Raw genomic sequence first — 21265 nt, forward strand, 5'->3', positions numbered from 1 at the left:
ACGTTGACGCTGCAACGGTTGAAGGTGCAGGTATCCAATCGAGCAGCGTAGTTGCTTGCGAAACCTCGCAAGAGTTGCCGGGTTCGACCGACTCACGAGGCTTGCGCCAGAAGGTCTTGCCGGTCTTCGAGGCCGGAGAGCGTTGCCAGGAATCATTCTCAATCGGTCCACTTCGACGTCGACTCCAGCGCTGAGTCGCGAAGGCGCATGCGCTCGCCACACACGCGACGTACCTCACACTTTGACCTACCAGTACGCCAATGACTGACTACAATGTCTGAGTGCAAGCGACGCTGCAAGGCGCTCGGTTCGACGGGAGCGCCGTGTCATGTGACATTTCAATTCCTTCACTGGAGGCATGCGATGACGTGCCAAAACGAGAGGATTGTCGGAGCGGTACTCGTCTTGGTGAGCGGCTACGCGTTTGCGGGCGGCCCCTTCGGCGATGTGCCGCAAGCGATGATGGTCGCCAACATCGTCGCGTCGCCCGTCGAGGTCGTGCCGCCGATTCCCGAGCCTCGGCACTACTTCGAGCAGCAGCGCTATGCGATGGAGTATCACGGGGATCAGGGCAAGCCGTTCTTCGCGCAAATGGAGAATTACTATAGTGTGGACGTGACGCGCGATGTCCAGCTCGGCACTGCGAAGGCATTGGTGTCGTCCGGACCGGAGTTCGCGCCGGTGTCCGAACCGGTGTCCGAACCGGGCGCAAAACCTGCCGCGCAAAATGCTTCGAATCCTCTGCATCTGGGTCCATCTACCGCGCCGCAATTGTCCATCGTTCAGATGAACAGTTCAGCGTTGTCGATAGGCGCGTCACCGCAGCGACGCTTGTCCTTGACGATCGACGACTGGGTGTTCTCCGGCACCGCGCGCGTCGCGGTTCTGCATTCTCACGATACGGGCGCGACGCTGATCGTCAAACGTCGCTACTGAGTGATGTCGGACGGCCGCGCATGTCACGTCGACGAGTCACGTCGATGAAAAGCGCTCGCGATACACGTGCGGCGCCACGCGCAGGTGACGCACGAAGCTGCATCGCATCGTTTCCTCGCTGCCGAATCCACACCGCGCCGCGATTCGTTTGATCGACCAGGATGTCTCGCATAGCAAGCGCTGTGCCGCTTCGATGCGCAACTGCTCGACCGCGCGGGCCGGCGTGCGGCCCGTTTGTGCCTTGTAGTGGCGCATGAAGCTGCGCTCGCTCATATGAAGCCTTCGCGCGAGCGCGGGGACCGACAGGTCGGATGCGAGATGCGACGTCATCCATGCATGCAATTCGCCGAAACGGTCGTCGGCATGTTGCAGCGACAGCGTCGCGCTGAACTGCGACTGACCCCCCGGCCGCTTCAGAAATACGACGAGCTCGCGCGCGACATCGAGCGCCAACGCGCGCCCGTGATCTTCTTCGAGCATGGCCAGCGCGAGGTCGATGCCGGCGGTGACGCCCGCCGATGTCCAGATAGTCCCGTCGCGAATAAAGATTGGATCGGCTTCGACGCGCAGTTGCGGATACGCCTGCGCGAGTTCGTCGCAACGCCCCCAATGCGTGGCGACGCGGCGGCCGTCGAGCAGTCCCGCCTCGGCGAGCAGGAACGCGCCCGAGCAGACCGAGGCAACGCGTCTGCAATGCGGCGCATGGCGCTGCGTCCAGCGAATCAGACGCTGATCGGCCGATGCCTGACGAATCCCCCAGCCGCCCGGAACGATCAGCGTATCGACCGGCGCTTTCACCGAGCGCAGCGAACCGGCGAGTACCGCAAGTCCCGACGACGACGTGACGGGCCCGGCTTCGGCTGCCACGACGCGGGGTGAGTAGAGTTCGTCGAGCCCACGCTGCGCGACGAGTTCATTGGCGGACGCAAATACCTGCAGCGGACCGCTGACGTCGAGCAGTTGCATGTTGGGGAAGGCGAGCAGCACGATGGAGGGGGGAGCGCTGAACATATCGTGTGTAACAGGGGGGCTGTAAGAGGGAGCGAGCGCGCGTGGCAGAAAAACTGGGGTTAATGGCAGTCTTGCCAAAGCCTACGCGCATAGAATCAATCCGTCCACGTGGAAGACGCGGCGGATCACGGGTTTCGATTTCTCCCTGAATAAGGTATCCCTATGAACCTGCAAATCGGTTTTCTGGTGTTTCCGAAAGTACAGCAACTCGATCTGACTGGCCCGCACGACGTACTTGCATCGTTGCCGGGCGCCACGATGCATCTGATCTGGAAGACACGGGAGCCCGTGGTGTCGAGTAACGGGCTCGTGCTGACGCCGGGCACGACCTACGAAAGCTGCCCGCCGCTCGACGTGATCTGTGTGCCAGGCGGAAGCGGCGTGACCGACCTGTTGCAAGACGAGCAAACGATCGACTTCGTTTGCCGACAGGCCGCGAGCGCGCGCTACGTGACGTCGGTCTGCACCGGCGCGTTGCTGCTTGGCGCGGCCGGCTTGCTGCGCGGGCGGCGCGCGACGACTCACTGGGCGTTTCACTCGCTGCTTGAACCGCTCGGCGCGATACCGACACATGCGCGTGTGGTCCGCGATGGCAATCTGATTACCGGCGGCGGCGTGACGGCGGGCATCGATTTCGGGTTGACCGTCGCGGCCGAACTGGCGGGCGTAGAAGAGGCGCAGGCGATCCAGCTCGAACTCGAATACGCGCCGGCCCCGCCGTTCGACGCGGGCGATCCGGCGTTGGCGCCGCAAGCGGTGGTGGAACTGGTCCGGCGACGCTCGGCGGAAGGCCTGGCCGCGCGGCGCCGGGTGGTGATGGAGATCGCGCAGAGAAGCTAAGTCTTGCATGCGGGTACGGGCATTCCATTAAACTGTGTGGCTCTACCCGTTTCCGTCGGTCGGATCGATGCGATGAAGTACGGCGAATTTTCCCCGGGGCACTCCCCATGCGCGTAGGCAAGCCCGTCAAGGCACTGCCGCAGCCGTCATGCGACTACTGCGGCAACCGTGCGTTGCTCGCGCGTTACGGCGACGAGTCCTACCCCTATCGCAGCGATCAAGGGCCGCTGTGGATCTGCACCGCATGTCAGGCGTGGATCGGCGTTTATTCGCGCAGCAAACACAACCTGCCGCTCGGCCGCCTCGCCGACGCAACGTTGCGCGAGTCGAAGAGCAAGCTGCACGATGCGCTCGAACCGCTCGTTGCCGGGAAGGTGCGCCGCGATGGTGTCAACGCGTTCGAAGCCCGCGCGAAAGCGATCCGGTGGGTCGCGACCGAGCTTGGCTTCGATCCGGTTCCGGCGAGCATTCACGCGTTCACGCCCGAGCAGTGCGAACAGGCGCTGCGTTATGTCGAAGCTTTTATCGAAGCTCGGCGTGCGCGATAGCGCAATAGCCCCAAACCGCTGGCTCCCTTTCATTCCTCCAATACCACCCCGCCATACCGCCTTCCCCGCGCCTCTTCACCCCCACCAAATTGGCAGTTCTCGTGCGATGCGGCCCGGCAGTCGGATCGAACCTGCGTTCGGGTGCATATTTCCGGTTGCGTCCGCGGCTATCGTGAACTACAAATCTAAAGTTATACGCTGGCTCGATTTTTGGCGGGCCGGGCTTCCGTTCAGAACCGTTCGAACGACAGGGAGAGTGCCGTCATGGGAATGCGCCCCGATCCTACCTTTCATGCATCGCCGAAGCTCGCGATGGATGCGCCGGCGGAAGAATACGCGTACACGGTGCTGCTAAGTCCGGACTCCTCGCAGCCCGACGCGCTCGCTGTGATCGACGTGAAGCCCGGATCGCCGACTTATAGCCAGGTGGTCCACACGGTGCCGGTGCCGAACAAGGGCGACGAATTCCATCACTTCGGCTGGAACGCGTGTTCGTCCGCGTTGTCGCCGTTGACAGGCCACGCGTTTCTGGAACGTCGCTATCTGATCATTCCGGGCATGCGCTCGTCGCGCATCTATATCGTCGATACGAAGCCGCATCCGACCCAGGCGAAGATTCACAAGATCATCGAGCCGGAGGAAATTTTCCGCAAGACCGGCTATTCGCGTCCGCACACCGTGCATTGCGGACCGGAGGGCATCTACGTGAGCACGCTCGGCGGTGGTGGCAAGGACGGCACCGACGGGCCGCCCGGAATCTTCATCATGGACTGCCAAACATTCGAGGTGCTGGGCCGCTGGGAAATCGAGCGCGGCGCGCAGGAAAAGCATTACGACTTCTGGTGGAATCTGCCGCGCGACTACATGGTGTCGACCGAATGGGCACTGCCGCCGCAATTCGAAAACGGCATCGTGCCCGAAGACCTGCTCGCGAACAAATACGGCCACCGCGTGCACTGCTGGGATCTGCGCGCGAGGCGCAACGTGCAGACGCTCGATCTCGGCGCGAATCATCAGATGGCGCTCGAAGTGCGGCCCGCGCACGACCCGAGCCGCGAGTACGGCTTTATCGGCGTCGTGGTCGATACGACGAATCTGGAAGGGTCGATCTGGACCTGGTGGCGCGAAGGCGGCCACTTCCACATCGAAAAGACCGCGACCATTCCACCGGAGCCCGCGCATGCCGATGAATTGCCGCCGCTGCTGCAAGGTTTCGGCGCGGTGCCGCCGCTCGTCACCGACATCGATCTTTCGATCGACGATAAATTCCTCTACGTCTCCTGCTGGGGCACCGGCGAGATGCGCCAGTACGACGTGAGCGAACCGCGCAAGCCGAAATTGACGGGCTCGGTGCGCATCGGTGGCATCGAACATTGCGCGCCGCATCCGAACGGCAAGGCTTTCGCCGGCGGTCCGCAGATGGTCGAGATCAGTCGCGACGGCAGGCGCATCTACTGGACCAACTCGCTCTATTCGACGTGGGACGACCAGTTCTACCCGGATGGTGTGCCCGGCTTACAAGTGATGGCGCATGCCGACCCCAATGGCGGTCTCGAGCTCGCCGAAGATTACTTCGTCGAGTTTCCCGCCGGCTATCGCGCGCACCAGATTCGCCTCGAAGGCGGCGACTGCTCGACCGATTCGTTCTGCTATCCCTCGGTGGGCGTTTGAGCGGCGCGGTGTCGCCGCAAGCGGCACTGTGGCTGGCCGTCCTCGCGAGCGGTGTGTATCACGGACTCAATCCGGCGATGGGGTGGCCGCTCGCGGTGTCGAACGCGCTGATGCAGCGGCGCTCGCAAGCGCTGGTCGTAGCGCTTCTTTATCTCGCGGCGGGGCACGCGCTCGCCATATTGCTGATGATGCTGCCGTTCGCGATGCTGGCCAGCGTGCTCGCGTGGCAGCGTCAGATGCAGATCGGCGCGAGCGTGCTGGTGATCGGCTTCGGTCTGGTGTTGCTGATGCGCCGGCGCCATCCGCGCGTACTGGCGAGAATTCCGCCGTCGCGGCTCGCGCTCTGGTCGTTCGCGGTGGCGATCGCGCACGGCGCTGGCTTGATGCTGGTGCCGATCTACCTCGGTCTGTGCCGCGCAGACGCAATGGACAGCGCGCACCAAGCCGCCCAAACGCTGATCGAAACGAGTCTGCGCATGGCGCTGTCGGTCTCCGCGGTGCATGCGGCCGCGATGACGATGGCCGGCGGCGTGCTCGCATGGCTCGTTTATCGCTACCTCGGGCTCAGGTTCGTGTCGCGCAGCTGGTTCAATCTCGATGCGGTGTGGGCGTCGAGTCTGATTCTGGTGGGGGGCGTGTCGCTGGCGTTGAATGCGGCGGCAGCGGGCGTTTCCGGTTGATTTCGACGCGGCCGATCCGGCCTATGAGGCTCCCGGGCACAGCATATGCTGCGTAGCTTCGGTGCAGGGACGCCATTCCGTGCGGGTCCTGATTTTTCCTCTCGTCATCTACACCCGGAGAAGATCATGCCGCTGAAGAAAGGGACATCGAAAGAGACCGTGTCGCACAACGTCAAGACCGAGTCGAAGCATGGCAAGCCGCACAAGCAGGCTGTCGCGATCGCGTTGAATCAGGCGCGCAAGTCGGGCGCGAAGATTCCGAAGAAGAGTGAGAAATAAGCTGCTTCAGCACGCGCGGTCGTACCCATGACCGACAGGCCGCAGAAAAAGCGCGCGCATGGCGACCCGCAATCGGAGCCGGCGGATGTCGAACCCGATCAGCATCCGGCGAAGCTCGACGATTGCCGCCGTTGCGCGCTCTGGCGCAATGCGACTCAGGCCGTGCCCGGCGATGGGCAGCGGCATGCGTCGATCGTGCTGGTCGGCGAGCAACCCGGCGACATGGAAGATCTGCAGGGCAAGCCCTTCGTCGGGCCGGCCGGCGCGTTGCTCGACCGCGCGCTCGAAGAAGCGGGCGTCAAGCGTAACGAGGTCTACGTGACGAACGCCGTCAAGCATTTCAAGTGGATCGCGCGCGGCAAGCGTCGCTTGCACAAAACGCCCGCTCAGCGTGAAGTGGATGCTTGCGGCTACTGGCTGGAGCAGGAGCTCGACATGCCGCATGTGCGCGTGGTCGTGGCGCTGGGCGCGACCGCGTTGAAAGCGGTTGTTCACGACTCGCACGCGCGCTTGCAGGACGCGTTCGACAAAACGCTCGAGCGCGGCGCGCAACGCGTGGTCGCGACGTACCATCCGTCGTTTGCGCTGCGCGCGCCGGACCCTGAAACGCGTCGCGAGGTGTACGAGCGAATCGTCGCGGCATTGCGCACCGCACAGAAGCTGGCCCACGGCGGCAAGCGCTCAGGATGACGCCGGCGCGTGCGTCGCTCGTAATCCGAGGACTTTCATCAATCGTTGTGCGTCGAACGGCGCCCGAGCTTTTACATCGTTGTCGAAGTAGCAGTAGACGTCTCGCGCGGCTCGGCGAGGCGGCCGGAGTTGCGACGCGATCAATCGCGCGTCGGCAGGCTGGGAACCGCCGCGCCATGCATCGATTCGCTCGGCCCATCGTTGCAGAGCGTCGTCCCCATACGCACCCGAGTATTTGGCTTCGCTGCCGTGCAGGCGAATATAGACGAAGTCCGCCGTCAGATCTTCGGCGACGGGCCACGGTTCGGTGGAATCTGAAACGACGAGCGCGACGCCGTATTGCCGAAGCAAGGTCACGAACGCCGGATCGACAAAGCTCGCGTGGCGCACTTCGACCGCGTGACGCAACTTCCGCTTGCGATCGATGTCGACATAAGGCGTCTTGACACGCGCATCATGGTGCTTCGCCAGCGCCGATGCGCTCGCGATCTCGAACGGCAACACGCTCAGAAAGCGCTCCATTGCCTCGGGCTCGAATCGGAACGACGGCGGAAATTGCCATAGGATCGGACCAAGCTTTTCGTTCAACGCGAGTAGCCCCTGCGCGAAGAAGTTCGCGATGCCGACACGTGCGCTCGCATCGCGAAACCGCAGCATATGAGTCAGATAGCGCGCGCCTTTGATGCCAAACACGAAGCCGTCAGGCGTTTGCGCGTACCAACGCTGCCAGCTATCGAGCGATTGAAGGCTGTAATGCGTGCCGTTGATTTCGATCGTGCCGAATAGCGCCGACGCGTACTGTAATTCCGCTGCATGTTTGAGATCCTCTGGGTAAAAGCTGCCGCGCCAACCTTGGTAGCGCCAGCCGGAAATGCCGATACGCACATCGCCGGTTTTCTTCATTCGCGCGTCGAGTCCGGCGGAATGGCGTTCGGAGTCCGGCTCCGACTCGACGGATCGCAGCGTCATTGAATACGCGCGATTTGCTTCGCCACCGCGGCCGGGCTGTCGAAATTGTGATCGGGCAGACGGTCGACCAGATCGACGATGTCGGTATTCGCGTGATTTTTGCGCGCCTGCGCGACCAGCTTTTCGCGTGTGGTCGGGTAATTCACGCCACTGAGTGCTTTTTCGACGTCAGCGGGATTCGGCTGACCGGGGTGGCGGTGATCCTGGGAATGGGCGGGGTGCTGTGACATGGTTCCTCCTTGAATGAGTACATCACGACTGCGCGCCTACCGGTACCTCTCGCATATGTCGTGCCTCCGCGCGCGGGCTCGGGTTGCGTTTTCCAGCGGCGCACGTCGTGCGGATGAAAAAGAACCCCGCGATGAGGAACGCGGCTTGCGTGCAGCCGACAAAATAGCGCCGCTGACACAGGACCTTTCAAGGAGAAGGCCATCATGAGCACGATGCTCGCATATCGCATTCACCGCTTCGGCGGTCCCGAGGTGTTCAAGGCCGAGAAGATCGAGATCCCCGAGCCTGGCGCCGGCCAGGTGCTGGTGCGCGTGCGCGCGGCCAGCGCCAATCCGGTGGACCTGAAGACGCGCTCGGGCCAGTACCCGTTGATTCGTGAAGAGAAGCTGCCCTATACGCTGGGGCGCGATTTTTCCGGAGTGGTCGAACGGGTCGGCGAGGGCGTCGGGCAATGGCGCGCGGGCGAGCAGGTGTATGGCTTCGTTGGCCAGGGACAGGGTGCGTACGCGGAATTCGTCGTCGTGTCCGCGAGCGCGCTAGCGCATGCGCCGGAAAAACTGGATGTGGGGTCCGCGGGCGCCGTGCCGCTCGCCGCGTTGACCGCATGGCAGGGCCTGTTCGATCACGGCTGCCTCGAAGCCGGCGGCCGCGTGCTGATTCATGCGGGCGCGGGCGGCGTTGGACATTTCGCCGTGCAGTTCGCCAGGCAGAAGGGCGCGCAAGTGTACGCTACGGCGTCCGGCGACGGCATCGAGTTCGTGCGCTCGCTGGGTGCGGATCGCGTGATCGACTATCACGCGCAGCGCTTCGAAGACGTCGCGCGCGACATCGACCTCGTGTTCGATCTGATCGGCGGCGATACGCAGCGCCGCTCGTGGTCGGTCGTCGCGACCGGTGGCGCGCTGATCTCGACGCTCAACGAGCCGTCGCAGGCCGAGGCGTCGAGCCATGGCGCACGGGCCACGCGCTATACCGCGCGACCCGACGGCCGGCAATTGACGGAGATCGCGTCGTTGCTCGACAAGGGCAGCGTGCGTGTCGTGGTCGCCGAACGGTTTGCGTTCGATGCGACGGCCAAGGCGCTGGAACGGCTCGCGAAAGGCCACGTGCGCGGCAAGATCGTGGTGGAGGTGGCGTCGTAGTATGGAGAGCGCGCTGTCTGCTAGTTCGGATTCGCGTCGTCGCTCGCGCTGCGCAGCGGCGCGCGGCTCTGATCGTTATTCAGATGCACGAACTTTCTCAACAGTCTCAATAGCTCTCGCGCATCCTCGTCTCCCATCCCGTCGAGCAGGCCGTGATTGAGCGCGTTGACGCCGGGGATCAATTCATCGAGCAACTGCTCTCCAGCCGGCGTCAGCAATAGACGACGCTGGCGGCGCGGCAGAACTTCGCGCACGATCCAGCCTTTCGCTTCGAGCCGTACCGCGATATCGGCGGTGGTCGACGTGTCGAGGCCGACTCGCTGCGCGAGCGTGACCTGATCGAGTCCGGGCAATTCCTGCAGCATTCTGAGCACCGCATACTGAACGGGCGTCACCTCGCGTCCGATCAGATCATGAAACATGGACACCGAAATCTGATGCGCGCGTCGGATCAAATGGCCGGGCTGGTCGTACAGATCGATGCTGATCGCGGAAGTGCTGGTATCGGTTGAAGTGACCATATTAGTTCTGAAGACCTCGCGCCTTTTCGTTGCGAATGGAAATGGCGAACCGGCGTTCGTGTTACCTGATTGAAAGTTCGTCTAGGGGAAAACCTTCATTTAATCATTAAAGACGCATTGAGTACACTGAATCTCAATGAGTAGGCTGAATGCAATCCATGAATAATCCAGGGAGTGAGACTGACATGTTTCCCAAGAATGCGTGGTACGTCGCATGTACCCCCGATGAAGTCGCGGATAAGCCGCTCGGCCGGCAGATCTGCGGCGAGCCGATGGTTTTCTATCGCAACGCGGAAGGCGCCGTGGTGGCGCTCGAAGACTTCTGTCCGCATCGCGGCGCGCCGCTGTCGCTCGGTTTCGTGCGCGATGGCACGCTCGTGTGCGGCTATCACGGCCTCGAAATGGGCTGTCAGGGCAAGGCGACCGGCATGCCGGGGCAACGCGTCAACGGCTTTCCATCGATTCGCAGCTATCCAGTGATCGAGCGCTATGGCTTCGTCTGGGTGTGGCCCGGCGATGCGGCGCAGGCCGATGCCGCCAGGCTGCATCATCTGGAGTGGGCCGAGAGTGCCGAATGGGCGTACGGCGGCGGTCTTTATCACATCCGCTGCGATTACCGGCTAATGATCGACAACCTGATGGATCTGACGCACGAGACCTATGTGCACGCCAACAGCATCGGGCAAAAGGAAATCGACGAAGCCGCGCCCAAAACCGTGGCCGAAGGCGATACCGTGCGCACGAGCCGTTTCATGGAAAACGTCGCGGCGCCGCCGTTCTGGAAGATGGCGTTGCGCGGCAATGGTCTCGCCGACGACGTGCCCGTCGACCGTTGGCAGATCTGCCACTTCACGCCGCCGAGTCACGTGCTGATCGAGGTAGGCGTCGCGCATGCCGGGCATGGTGGCTATCACGCGCCGGCCGACCAGAAAGCGTCGTCGATCGTGGTGGATTTCATCACGCCGGAAACGGAAACGTCGATCTGGTATTTCTGGGGCATGGCGCGCAGTTTCCGTCCCGACGATGCGGCGCTGACCGCGAGCATCCGCGAAGGGCAGGGCAAGATCTTCAGTGAAGATCTGGAGATGCTCGAACGTCAGCAGCAGAACCTGTTGCGCTGGCCCGAGCGCAATCTGCTGAAGCTCAATATCGATGCGGGCGGCGTGATGTCGCGCCGCGTGATCGATCGGCTCGTCGCGCAGGAACGCGCGGAGACGGGCGCCCCGCAGGCTGAAGTGACGCGCGTCATTCCCGTGCGGACGGCGACATGAATCATCCCGTGCTGAATGTGGTGGTCGCGCGCCGGCGCGACGAAGCGCTCGGTATCGCGAGCTTCGAACTCGCGAGCGAAAACGCTCAGGCGTTGCCGGCCTTCGACGCCGGCTCGCACGTCGACGTGCATTTGCCGAACGGGCTCGTGCGTCAGTACTCGTTGTGCAACGATCCGCGCGAAACGCATCGCTATCTGATCGCGGTGCTGCGCGACGAAGGGGGACGCGGCGGATCGAAAGCGGTGCACGATCTGGTCCGCGAAGGCGATCGCCTGCAGATCAGCGCGCCGCGCAATCATTTCGCGCTCGCTGACGATGCGGCTCATCATCTGCTGCTCGCGGGCGGGATCGGCGTCACGCCGATTCTTTGCATGGCCGAGCGGCTTGCCGCCACGGGCGCTTCGTTCGACATGCACTACTGCACGCGCTCGAAGGAACGCACGGCGTTCGTCGAGCGTCTTGCACAAGCTGGCTTCGCGAAGTCGGTCCGGCTTCATCACGATGACCATCCGGGCGGCTCGACGTTCGATATCGAGCAGACGCTCAGCGATGCGCCGGCCGGCACCCACCTGTATGTCTGCGGTCCGCGCGGCTTCATGGACTTCGTGCTCGAGACCGCGCGTGCGAAGGGCTGGCCGGAAAACAGGCTGCACTACGAGTTCTTCGGCGCGGCCGCGAATCAGGCGGCGACGGGCGGCAGCTTCCAGGTGCGCATCGCGAGCAGCGGCGCGACGATCGACGTGCCGCCCGAATGCACGGTCGTGCAGGCGCTGGCCGCGCATGGCGTCGAAGTGATCACGTCGTGCGAGCAGGGCGTGTGCGGTACCTGTTTGACGCGGGTGCTGTCCGGCGAGCCGGATCATCTGGATTCGTATCTGACCGACGAGGAACGCGCGGCAAACGACCAGTTCCTGCCGTGCTGCTCGCGCGCGAAATCGCCGCTGCTGGTGCTCGATCTGTGATTTTCTGCGGGACGACGGGCCCGTTGCCGTCGTACCGCTTATTTATTGCGCTTTTCCCTCAGAATCCGACGAACTTACCGTGCGCACACTCAACGCCGGATCGTGCGCAATCGCTTCTTCGGAGAACGGAATAAACGTCCAGCGTTGGGCCGCGTAATCGCGCGTCCCGTCGGCATAGTGCGGCGACGCCGGGTCATCCGATTCTGACGGTGCGAGCAGCGTGCGCGCGATCACCTGAGCGCCGGCGAACGACACTATCTGCAGATAGGTGTCGCCCATTGGCTTGACGTTCATCGAATAGCCGCTCGCATCGAAGGGATGCCCGGCACACGCCGAGGTGAAATAGCCGCCCGCGTCGCAACCCCCGAATAGCGCAATGCGCTCGTCGTTGCGTTGCACGTAGAGCGCCGCGCTGCGCGGTGCATCGATCGCGATGCCGGCGCGTTGCAGTGCCGCGAGCGCGTCATGCAGCGCGGCGGCGAGCTGCGCCGGATCGGCGGCGATGCCCGCGGGTGTGGTCAACGGCTTCGCGGGTTCGAACGGTACCGCGTATAGCTGCGCGGGCGGTATCGTCAGCAGACGTCGCCACAGTTCGTCCCACAAGGTTGCCCCCACTGCGTCGGCCGCGGCCGTATCGTCCCATGCGGCGAGTACCTTGCACGCCGCGCGCTGCGGGTCGGCGTTCGGGCCGGCCGGCAGGGCCGCGAGTGCGTCGCTGCCGCACAGACGGTCGAGCACGGGTGACTTGAACAGCAACGCCGACATCGAGCGGCTGTCGAGCGCAGCGTGGCCGAGTGTATCGGCGGAAACGCCATGCGGATCGCTCTGCAATTGCGCCGCGATCGTATGGCCCAGTCGCGTGCGCAGCGTCTGCGGCGTCGCGGTCGCACCAATGATCTTCGCATAGCCGGTCATCGGTTCGGCCGGGTTGCTGAGCCAGTAACTGTCGTTGAAATTGCCGACATAGTCGCGCCGAAGCAGCGACGGCATCTGCGCGACCGGCAACGCATGATGCTGTACCGCGCCGGGCTCGTCGCGCCAGTCGCAGTCGCTGCGCGAACCGTCGAGGACCGGCACGCCGGGCATGATCCGCGCCAGTGCCCGGCCGACCGGCGGCGTGCAACGCTGCGTGAGTTCGTCGGGCACGTCCGGGGTCGCGCCGATATCGGCGTACCAGACGCGCGGATCGTCACGGCCGATCGCAAGCGTGTTGACCCATGGCACCGCCGCGTTCTTCTTCTGGATGGCGATGAAATCGTCGAGCGAGGCCGCCTGATTCCATGCGCGGAAGTTTTCGAACACGCGGAAGTTGTCGGCATTGATATCGCGCAGCGCGAACGCCTGCTGCGCATTCCACGCGAGCGCGGGCGACATCGTGCCGAGATTGACCAGCGCTCCGAAGCGCGAACGATACAGCGTGCGCGACACGGTATGCAGCGAACCGTCGGCGGCGCGTACCTCGACGTTCACGCGCGTCGGCGTCATCGCTTCGCTGTTGCCGTCGACCTGATACCGGGTTGGCGCGCCAGGTTCGAGCGTCAGCTTGAAGAGGCCGAAGCGCTTCGCGGTAGAGACGGTATGGGTCCAGGCGACGTTGTCGTTGAAGCCGATCATGATCAGCGGTACGCCGAGAAACGACACGCCGCTGACGTTCAGCTTGCCAGGAATAGTGAGTTGAGCCTGGTAGAAGCGATCGGGGCCGGTCCAGAACCAGTGCGGATTGCCGAGCAGCAGCGCGCTGCCGGTGTGCGTCGCGTCCGCGCCGAACGCGAGAGCGTTGCTGCCGATGCCCGCATGGCCGCCGAATTCCGCGAACGGTGGGTCGACGGGGGCGTCGTCGTGCAACGCGCTTTGCGGCGGCACCGGCATCGGCTGGGGCGGTTGCGCGGTCGCGATCGCGTTGATGAAGCGCGCCTCGCCACCGGCCAGATTCGCCGCGATCTGACGCCGGTACAAGTCCGCGTTGCTGATCTTGCCGAGCCACGGCGCCGCGCGGCAGGCCGCATGCGCGCCCGGGAAATCCCCGTGCGCGAGATCGGCGAGGTAGCGGTTATAGCCGGCGACGAAGCCGTCGATCAACGCGCGCATGTCGTCGGTCTGGCTTTTGCGGTAACGCGCGACGGTCGCATCGTCGACGATGAAACGGAAGAAGAAATCCGAATTGAGATTGTTGGGCTGGCCGAACGTCGCGCCGAGCGTGGGCCGCGCGTCGGCGCCGAAGAAGCGCGAGCGTTCGCCGCGATAGGTGACGAAGCTTTCGGCCATCGTGCACAGATTGTCTTGCGCCTGCGCGTAGCCGTATCCGTAGCCGAGGCTGCCCCAGTTGTCGGCGTCGATGTGCGGAATGCCGAGCGCGGTGCGGCGGATATCGGCGCGATACGGGCCGGTGTGCGCGACGTTGTCCGCATCGGGGCTCGCGCAGCTTGGCAGAGCGGCGGCGACGGGCAGGGCGATCAGCAGGGCGGCGAGGCGGCGGAGCAGAGAGACGTTCGAACGCATGGCCTTTTGTGGTTGGGCGAACGTTGAGCGGTGACGGGCGTGTCGCTCGGCGTCAAGAAAGATTGTGACTGGACGCCCCGTTTGGGCGTGCTCTGATTTCTTTCGAACTGTCAGTTAGCTATTAATGTCAGGTGGCTAGAAGGCAGTGGACTCGCATTCCGGTCATTAGTAGTTCACGAACGTTAAATCTAGAGCGAGAAGCTATAGCGTGCCTAACGAAATTTCTGTGTACAAGATCAACAAACTGTTGTGGCGCTGGACCAAGCAGGACGACGCGCGCGCCGTGCGCGGTGTCGGTATGTCGTTGGACAAGCCTCCGCCAGCGCAGCTAAATCCGCTGAAAGCACATGTAGAACAAGCCGAACCGAAGTCCAGGCCGCCGGCGCCTGCTCAGCGGGGAAATCTGCCGGATGACAACGGCAAAAATGCGCAGGCCTTGTCCCGTTCTAAGACCCAGTTGAGCAAGCCCGAAGTACCGCAGCCGCCTAAACCGCCTCGACTGACGGAGCGTGAAACGACCGTGCCTCCGTTTGACATCCAGGACATCCCGGCCGCGATGCGCAAAGAGATGATGCCGGTCGGTGCAAAACTGATGGACCGATGGTTCGCAGGAGAACTCAACTATTCGAGGTCTGAGGACGATCAGAAATACGAGATCAACCAGGACGGCAAGCCGTATCCAGACAGCATGTATGACCACGGCATAATCAAAATGAAATGGGTCCTTGGATTCAGACGCGCCAGAGAGCAGTACGAAGATCTTGTCAACGAGAGGATTTACAGTTCAAAGGCGGCTAGCGCAGTTCGGCAAATAGTTGCGCGTTACATGTCATTCGGTCGTATGTATCTGAGCGCGTGGGGTATCTGTCGCCATGATATTCGGATACTGCACAAAGATTTCCAGTTTCAGTATGTGACCGTAGATGGCACTTTCGAGCAAAAAGCAAAAACGGCCTTGCGCCAATCGACTGCTCATGCACCCGATGATCTGACAGCAGCGCTCGGTTCCTTCGTGATCAACGCAGCTATTTCGGAGATCGAATACGACTTTCAGAAAAGAATCGGCGTGGTCGAGAAAATCGTCGTTTATGTGAAGGATAGCTACTCCTTTCAGGGCGAGTTGGACACCACGTCGCAATACTTGGGACATTGGAGCAGGCGAGGCGTGGCAATTTCGGCCGCCACCGAACTGGCGAATCTGGCGGGTTCACCTTGGATAGATTTTCCTGTCGTGATTGGCCCAACACAGGCGTTGTCGGATCCGGGTAAGGTCTATTATCCGATCAGAAACAGGGATTTCAGACAGTGGCAACGGAAGCACAATCGCGGAGGTGATTTCATCGTCTACTCTGATTTCAATACAATTTGTCTCCAGCGGCCGATCGTCGTGCATTTTTGATCAATGAATGTCTTCAAGAGCAAGGCGTTGCGATCGGTTCTCGCCAGGGTGTTCATCGTAACGATGAGTGCGATTATCGCGCTCGGGGCGGTCCAGTATCGTTCCGCGGTCACGCAAATGAAAGGAGCCACATTTCACGATGAGAAATCAGATGACGGGAAATACATCGCGCGGTATGCATATCTGCCCCGTGACCGGATCGCCTTGAGGCTGTACCGCGCAACTACGGCGGAATTGCTCGCCGCGCGAGTTTATCGATATCCAGAGCGAATCCGCCTGTTCTGGACAGAGGACTCTCTGATATACGACACCTCGGCGGAAGGCGACGACGGAGAAATCGAGCTACCGCCTTCATGGTGGGACCGTGCTAAGGCAAAACTGCCTTGAAGAATGTTCTTGGTCCACGAGCGCAAGAAGCCTTGCCGAAAGCCCTGGGCGTCGGCAATGGCATGACACGATTTTCAAGGCTGGGCGACCGGACGTGCGAGCGGATCTAGCCGCGCGCAACCCGCTGGGCAGTGGGCTTCAGGCGCAACTTTTGGTGCTGAGACAGCGATTATTTCCACCGTGAGATGGCTAGTCGTCAAGCTTTCGCTGACCACGCTTCCTGCTCCGCCGGAAAACCAGCACAGCTGCGGCGAACCCTAGTGCGATTGCAGCCGACGATATGAGGAAGGCCAAGTCGGATTCTTGATACGCCGTCTTGACCCCATACATACGAACCGCCCATTTCCATATCGGGTTCGAAAAGTTCAAGGGCGTATCCGGATGCCAAATCCACCAGACTGCATTAGCAGAGATTGCGAGCACGAAAGCTATGCCGACAGCTAGACAGAGCAGGATTGTTTTCATGCCACCGTCACTACGCCGTACGCTTTAAGTTCAGACCCGGGTACTGATACTTTCGGTGTATCGGTGAGTATCGAGCGGATACGCTGCCAATCACTTTGCTGGTCGATCGTTATGCACCCCTCGCTCCTACCGAATCTCCCCTTTGGATGCAAACGAAACTGGCCGCGAACGATGTTATCGCAAAGGACCGAGTCATCGTCGATATCCCCGTCGATTGCATGGAGCGCAAACCATTCGCTCTTGTTATTGCCGTTCAGGTTGAGCGCATCTTTCCACGGGCCGAGCTTCCCGCCCGATCTTCGATCAAAGATATAGTATCTGCCGACCGGTATGGCGCCGAAGACCGGCGTGCACGTTAGAGCCACCTTATTGATATAACCTTGCTGCCCAGAGTAAGCAGAAAACGATAGTGCACCAATCCGAAATTCGCTCATCGGTTTATTATTCAGTTTGAATGAGCATTGAAGCATCAGTCCTCCATATCGACTGGAAAGAGTGAAATAATAAATAGTTCGGTGATGCCGTGCGGCCATTTTAAAGGCGATTTGTTTTGAGAAAACCACTATTAAAAAATTTCCGCGCCAACAGCGATTATTTCCACCGTGAGATGGCTAGTCGTCAAGCTTTCGCTGACCACGCTTCCTGCTCCGCCAGAAAACCAGCACAGCTGCGGCGAACCCTAGCACGATTGCGGCCGATGACATGAGGAAGGCCAAGTCGGATTCTTGATATGCCGTCTTGACCCCATACAGACGAACCGCCAATTTCCATATCGGGTTCGAAAAGTTCAAGGGCGCTTCGGGATTCATCATCCACCACAGCGCATTGGCAAAGATTGCGAGCAGTAAGCCGAAACCGACCGCGAGGCAGATTAGGAGCTTTCTCATCTCACCATCACTTCACCGTACGCTTTAAGTTCCGAACCGGGAACTGAAACTTTCGGCGTATCGGTTAGTATTGAACGGATATGACGCCAGTCCGCGAGTTGATCGATAGTTATGCAGCCCTCGCTTTTCCCCAATCTTCCCTTTGGATGCAATCGGAATCGGCCGCGAATGATTCCGTCGCATAAGAGTTTGTCGTCATCAATATCGCCGTCGATAGCGTGGAGCGCGAACCATTCGCTCTTGTTATTGCCATTCAGGTTAAGCTGATCTTTCCATGACCCAAGAATGCCTCCGGACCTTCGGTCAAAAATATAATACCTGCCGACGGGAATTGCGCCATACTTCGGCGTGCACATTCCAGCCGCCCCATTGATATAACCTTCCTGCCCAGAGTATGCGGGAAACGCTAGCGCGCCAATTCGAAATTCACTCATCGGTTTATTATTCAGTTTGAATGAACATTGAAGCATCAGTCCTCCATGTCGGCTGACAAGTGTGAAATAAGAAATAGCTCAGTGATGCCGAACGGCCATTTTAAAGGCGATTTATATTGAGAAAGCCAATATTAAAAAATTTTCCGCACCGACAATTCCTGCCTACGCAACAGCTCGTCCACGCGTTCGCATAACCGAGCGAATGCACCCTTCTGCTGACCTGTTCGAGTCAGCGCGAACCTCACGCCCGCACCCTCGGCAGACGCGGCCTGATTTTTGCTGATGTGCTCGGACGTCGCCTCGTTCGCAGGGGACGGCGCGTGTCGAAAGGTCATCACTGTCAGCGGGGTTCTCAGTGGCAGCAGCGGAAGCATCCGGAACGTCAGGCCGGCGCGTCAGGCGCGGCAGCGTCACGTTGTTACCGGCGCTGGCTATCGGTTTCGCGAACTCCGCACACGCGAACACGGTGGCGCCGCTGAACTACTTCCTGCACGCGGCTGGCCCGGCGGCTCGTCCGACGCTGTACCTCGGCTGGGTTTTCACCGCGATCGTGACGCTGGTCACGCTGATCGTCGCTGGCCTGTTGATCGGCGCGATGGTCCGCAAGCGTCCCGCGGCGCAACCGGATGCGCTGAGCGCCGAGCCCGGCGGCATCCGCTGGGTGTTCATCGGCACCGCGGTGTCGTCGGTCGTGCTGTTGGCGATGCTGGTCTATGCATTGATCACGCTCGAATCGGTGGCGTCGCCCGCGTCGTATCCGCAATTGACCATCACCGTGACCGCTTACGACTGGTGGTGGAAAGCCGATTACCGCGACGATCCGAACCCCGCCCGCAACTTCACCACGGCGAACGAGATTCATATTCCGGTCGGTGAGCCGGTGAAGATCGAGCTCAAAAGCGCGGACGTCGTGCACGCTTTCTGGGTACCGCAACTCGCGGGCAAGACGCAGACGATTCCAGGCCAAACCAACGAGCAGTGGCTGCAGGCGGACCGTCCCGGTATTTATCGTGGGCAGTGCTCGCAGTTCTGCGGCGCGCAGCACGCGCATATGGCGTTCGAAGTGATCGCGCAGGACGCCGCGGCGTTCAACGCGTGGCGCGACGCGCAGGGACGCGCGGCCACCGTGCCCACGGGCGACGCGGCCGTCGCGGCCGGCCAGCATCTGTTCGAGGAGCGCTGCGCGGGTTGCCACACGATTCGCGGCACCAAGGCGACTGGCGTGCAGGCGCCCGATCTGACCCATCTCGGTTCGCGTCGCACGATCGCGGCAGGCGCGCTCAGCAACACGCCCGACCATCTGCTCGACTGGATCGAGCACGCCCAGCGGATCAAACCCGATGCATTGATGCCCAGTATCGCGCTGACCACCAGCGAGGCCGCCGCGTTGTCGGCGTATCTCGCGACGCTGCATTGAAGCGCATCGCACTCGAGGAGCCCGTTCAATGTCCGATCATCCCGCTTCCGCTTCGCCACCCGCGCTGACCCGCACGCCGCGGCGCGGCCGTGTCGAGCCCGGCAGCGAGCAGGAAAAGCGGCTGCGCGAAATCTGGGAGTCGCGGCCCGGCTGGCGCGGCTGGTTCTCGACGGTCGATCACAAGACCATCGGCTTGCGCTACCTGGTGACCGCGTTCATCTTTCTGCTGATGGGCGGCGTCGAAGCGCTGATCATGCGCGTTCAACTGGCGCGCCCCAACGCAACGGTGCTGACGCCCGAACAGTACAACCAGCTGTTCACGATGCACGGACTGACGATGATCTTTCTATACGCGCTGCCCGTTCTGTCCGGCTTCTCGAACTATCTATGGCCGCTCGTGCTCGGCGCGCGCGACATGGCCTTTCCGCGCCTGAACGCGCTGTCGTATTGGGTGTTCCTGTTCGCCGGCATCTTCCTGTATGCGAGTTTTCCGACGGGACAGGCCCCCGACGCCGGCTGGTTCAACTACGTGCCGCTGTCCGGCCTCGAGTACAGCAACGGCCCGAATATCGACGTGTACGCGCTGGGCATGGTGCTGCTCGGCATTTCGACGACGGTCGGCGCGATGAACTTCGTCGTCACGCTGCTGAGGATGCGCGCGCCGGGCATGTCGCTCGATCGCGTGCCGGTGCTCGTGTGGGGCACGCTGACCGCGTCGGCCGGCAATCTGTTGGCGGTGCCGTCGGTGAGCCTCGCGTTTCTGATGCTGTGGATGGACCGCCGCATCGGCACGCATTTCTTCGACGTGCTCAATAGCGGGCGGCCGCTGCTCTGGCAGCACCTGTTCTGGATTTTCGCGCACCCGTGGGTCTACGTGGTCGTGTTGCCGGCCATGGGTATCGTGTCGGATGCGTTGCCGGTCTTTTGCCGCCGGCCGCTGGTCGGTTATGGGCCGGTCGCGTTGGCGACGGTCGCGACGATGGTGGTCGGCTTTGCCGTGTGGATTCACCATATGTTCGCGACCGGTATCCCCGCGCTCGCGCTGTCGTTCTTCGGCTCGGCCAGCATGGTCATCGCGGTGCCGAGCGCGGTCGCGACGTTCGCCTGGGTCGCGACGATCTGGACCGGTCGCCCCGTGTATCGCGTGCCGTTCCTGTTTTTCGCGGGCTTCGTGCTGCTGTTCGTGATCGGCGGCGTCTCCGGCGTGATGACGGCCGCGGTGCCGTTCGACTGGCAACTCACCGACACGTACTTCGTCGTCGCGCATCTGCACTACGTGCTGCTTGGCATCAACGTATTTCCGGTGATCGGCGGCATCTACTTCTGGTTTCCAAAATTCACCGGCAGGATGACGAACGAGCGTCTCGGCAAGCTCGCGTTCTGGGTGCTCTTCATCGGCTTCAACGTCGCGTTCTTTCCGATGCATATCGCGGGACTGCTCGGCATGCCGCGCCGCATGTACACGTATCCCGCCGACATGGGCTGGAACACGGTGAATCTCGTCACGTCGCTCGGTTCGTTCCTGTTTGCGGCCGGCGTGCTGCTGTTTCTGATCGATATCGCGGTGAGCCTGAGGCGCGGAAAGGTCGCCGGCAACAATCCGTGGGACGCGCCGACGCTCGAATGGTCGATCAGCTCGCCGCCGCCGCCGTACAACTTCGCGGTGGTGCCGACGCTCGCGAGCCGGCATCCGTTGTGGGAAGGCCGGATCGAAGAGCCGGGCGACGCGGTTCAAACACGCTCGCAACTCGACGAAGGCTATCTGCTCGCGCACGGTCGCGAAGCGTTGGGCACGACCGCGCTCGAGGCGAGTCCCGACGTGATCCTGAAGATGCCCGAAGATTCGTACGCGCCGTTCTGGCTCGCGGTCTTTGCCGCGCTACTGTTCGCGGGGCTCGCGTTGACCGCCTGGGTGTTCGTGGGGGCGATGCTGGCCGGCTGCGCGGTCTCGATCATCACGTGGCTGTGGCCCGAGCGCGCGCTGATCCAGCGCGAGCCGGTCGCGCTCGAGGATGCGGGAGGCTGA

Annotated in this window: 22 protein-coding genes; 14 read left to right on the top strand and 8 right to left on the bottom strand. The window is 62.0% G+C overall.

Going from position 1 to position 21265, the window contains the following annotated elements; genetic code table 11:
- Nucleotides 1–363 precede the first annotated feature (363 nt).
- Nucleotides 364–936 carry a hypothetical protein gene (locus tag F6X40_RS25605; protein WP_187629701.1) on the top strand — a complete coding sequence of 191 codons (573 nt, stop codon included), beginning with the start codon at nt 364–366 and terminating at the stop codon, nt 934–936.
- Between the two features lie 36 nt (nt 937–972).
- Here F6X40_RS25605 and F6X40_RS25610 read toward each other — a convergent pair whose 3' ends face one another.
- Nucleotides 973–1947 (bottom strand): GlxA family transcriptional regulator, encoded by a 975-nt coding sequence (locus F6X40_RS25610; protein WP_187629702.1) that lies wholly within the window; start codon nt 1945–1947, stop codon nt 973–975.
- 162 nt (nt 1948–2109) lie between these two features.
- Here F6X40_RS25610 and F6X40_RS25615 point away from each other — a divergent pair, with 162 nt between their 5' ends.
- From F6X40_RS25615 to F6X40_RS25640, 6 genes are all read left to right on the top strand, one after another.
- Entirely contained in the window at nt 2110–2787 is a 678-nt protein-coding gene (locus F6X40_RS25615; RefSeq protein ID WP_187629703.1) for a DJ-1/PfpI family protein, read from the top strand.
- Between the two features lie 107 nt (nt 2788–2894).
- Nucleotides 2895–3335 carry a zinc-finger-containing protein gene (locus F6X40_RS25620; protein WP_090809124.1) on the top strand — a complete coding sequence of 147 codons (441 nt, stop codon included), beginning with the start codon at nt 2895–2897 and terminating at the stop codon, nt 3333–3335.
- 264 nt (nt 3336–3599) lie between these two features.
- Complete coding sequence (locus F6X40_RS25625) at nt 3600–5006, top strand: selenium-binding protein SBP56-related protein (protein WP_187629704.1); 1407 nt, start codon at nt 3600–3602, stop codon at nt 5004–5006.
- Nucleotides 5007–5014: 8 nt separating this feature from the next.
- Nucleotides 5015–5686, top strand: coding sequence for a hypothetical protein (locus tag F6X40_RS25630; RefSeq protein ID WP_316251847.1), 672 nt, complete (start codon nt 5015–5017; stop codon nt 5684–5686).
- Between the two features lie 126 nt (nt 5687–5812).
- Nucleotides 5813–5965 carry a DUF6496 domain-containing protein gene (locus F6X40_RS25635; protein WP_187629705.1) on the top strand — a complete coding sequence of 51 codons (153 nt, stop codon included), beginning with the start codon at nt 5813–5815 and terminating at the stop codon, nt 5963–5965.
- Nucleotides 5966–5992: 27 nt separating this feature from the next.
- Entirely contained in the window at nt 5993–6655 is a 663-nt protein-coding gene (locus F6X40_RS25640) for a UdgX family uracil-DNA binding protein (RefSeq protein WP_187629706.1), read from the top strand.
- On the opposite strand, the gene F6X40_RS25645 is transcribed toward F6X40_RS25640, so the two are convergent.
- Together F6X40_RS25645 and F6X40_RS25650 are read right to left on the bottom strand one after the other, a co-directional pair.
- Nucleotides 6647–7558 carry a DUF72 domain-containing protein gene (locus F6X40_RS25645; RefSeq protein ID WP_187629721.1) on the bottom strand — a complete coding sequence of 304 codons (912 nt, stop codon included), beginning with the start codon at nt 7556–7558 and terminating at the stop codon, nt 6647–6649. The two genes, F6X40_RS25640 and F6X40_RS25645, sit on opposite strands and share 9 nt — an antisense overlap.
- A 62-nt stretch (nt 7559–7620) precedes the next feature.
- Complete coding sequence (locus tag F6X40_RS25650) at nt 7621–7854, bottom strand: DUF2795 domain-containing protein (protein ID WP_187629707.1); 234 nt, start codon at nt 7852–7854, stop codon at nt 7621–7623.
- 204 nt (nt 7855–8058) lie between these two features.
- Here F6X40_RS25650 and F6X40_RS25655 point away from each other — a divergent pair, with 204 nt between their 5' ends.
- Entirely contained in the window at nt 8059–8997 is a 939-nt protein-coding gene (locus F6X40_RS25655) for an NADP-dependent oxidoreductase (protein ID WP_187629708.1), read from the top strand.
- A gap of 20 nt (nt 8998–9017) precedes the next feature.
- On the opposite strand, the gene F6X40_RS25660 is transcribed toward F6X40_RS25655, so the two are convergent.
- A complete protein-coding gene (locus tag F6X40_RS25660) occupies nt 9018–9518 on the bottom strand; it encodes a MarR family winged helix-turn-helix transcriptional regulator (protein WP_090809135.1) in 501 nt (166 codons plus the stop codon).
- Nucleotides 9519–9703: 185 nt separating this feature from the next.
- Here F6X40_RS25660 and F6X40_RS25665 point away from each other — a divergent pair, with 185 nt between their 5' ends.
- Together F6X40_RS25665 and F6X40_RS25670 are read left to right on the top strand one after the other, a co-directional pair.
- Nucleotides 9704–10789: an aromatic ring-hydroxylating oxygenase subunit alpha gene (locus F6X40_RS25665; RefSeq protein ID WP_187629709.1), complete on the top strand. Its 1086-nt coding sequence runs from the start codon at nt 9704–9706 to the stop codon at nt 10787–10789.
- Nucleotides 10786–11751 (top strand): PDR/VanB family oxidoreductase, encoded by a 966-nt coding sequence (locus tag F6X40_RS25670; protein ID WP_187629710.1) that lies wholly within the window; start codon nt 10786–10788, stop codon nt 11749–11751. Before F6X40_RS25665 ends, F6X40_RS25670 begins: the two co-directional genes overlap by 4 nt.
- Nucleotides 11752–11793: 42 nt before the next feature.
- Here F6X40_RS25670 and F6X40_RS25675 read toward each other — a convergent pair whose 3' ends face one another.
- The gene (locus F6X40_RS25675; protein WP_187629711.1) at nt 11794–14250 is read right to left on the bottom strand and encodes a penicillin acylase family protein; all 2457 of its coding nucleotides are present in this window, start codon (nt 14248–14250) and stop codon (nt 11794–11796) included.
- 226 nt (nt 14251–14476) lie between these two features.
- On the opposite strand from F6X40_RS25675, the gene F6X40_RS25680 reads away from it, so the two are divergent.
- Both F6X40_RS25680 and F6X40_RS25685 read left to right on the top strand, forming a co-directional pair.
- Nucleotides 14477–15649: a DUF6402 family protein gene (locus F6X40_RS25680; RefSeq protein ID WP_316251848.1), complete on the top strand. Its 1173-nt coding sequence runs from the start codon at nt 14477–14479 to the stop codon at nt 15647–15649.
- Nucleotides 15650–15652: 3 nt separating this feature from the next.
- Nucleotides 15653–16036, top strand: a complete 384-nt coding sequence (locus F6X40_RS25685) for a hypothetical protein (protein WP_187629712.1) — start codon at nt 15653–15655, stop codon at nt 16034–16036.
- A 461-nt stretch (nt 16037–16497) separates the two neighbouring features.
- Here the strand turns inward: F6X40_RS25685 and F6X40_RS25690 are convergent, their stop codons facing one another.
- The 3 genes from F6X40_RS25690 to F6X40_RS25700 form a co-directional block, all read right to left on the bottom strand.
- Nucleotides 16498–16971 carry a DUF2778 domain-containing protein gene (locus tag F6X40_RS25690; RefSeq protein WP_184064798.1) on the bottom strand — a complete coding sequence of 158 codons (474 nt, stop codon included), beginning with the start codon at nt 16969–16971 and terminating at the stop codon, nt 16498–16500.
- A gap of 141 nt (nt 16972–17112) precedes the next feature.
- Nucleotides 17113–17388 (bottom strand): hypothetical protein, encoded by a 276-nt coding sequence (locus tag F6X40_RS25695; protein WP_187629713.1) that lies wholly within the window; start codon nt 17386–17388, stop codon nt 17113–17115.
- Nucleotides 17385–17858, bottom strand: a complete 474-nt coding sequence (locus F6X40_RS25700; protein ID WP_187629714.1) for a DUF2778 domain-containing protein — start codon at nt 17856–17858, stop codon at nt 17385–17387. The genes F6X40_RS25695 and F6X40_RS25700 overlap by 4 nt, the downstream gene beginning before the upstream one ends.
- Before the next feature lie 319 nt (nt 17859–18177).
- On the opposite strand from F6X40_RS25700, the gene coxB reads away from it, so the two are divergent.
- Nucleotides 18178–19239 (top strand): cytochrome c oxidase subunit II, encoded by a 1062-nt coding sequence (coxB, locus tag F6X40_RS25705; protein WP_410452545.1) that lies wholly within the window; start codon nt 18178–18180, stop codon nt 19237–19239.
- Nucleotides 19240–19267: 28 nt separating this feature from the next.
- A complete protein-coding gene (ctaD, locus tag F6X40_RS25710; RefSeq protein WP_187629715.1) occupies nt 19268–21265 on the top strand; it encodes a cytochrome c oxidase subunit I in 1998 nt (665 codons plus the stop codon).

The sequence above is a fragment of the Paraburkholderia sp. UCT31 genome (assembly GCF_014397655.1).
GTDB lineage: Bacteria > Pseudomonadota > Gammaproteobacteria > Burkholderiales > Burkholderiaceae > Paraburkholderia > Paraburkholderia tuberum.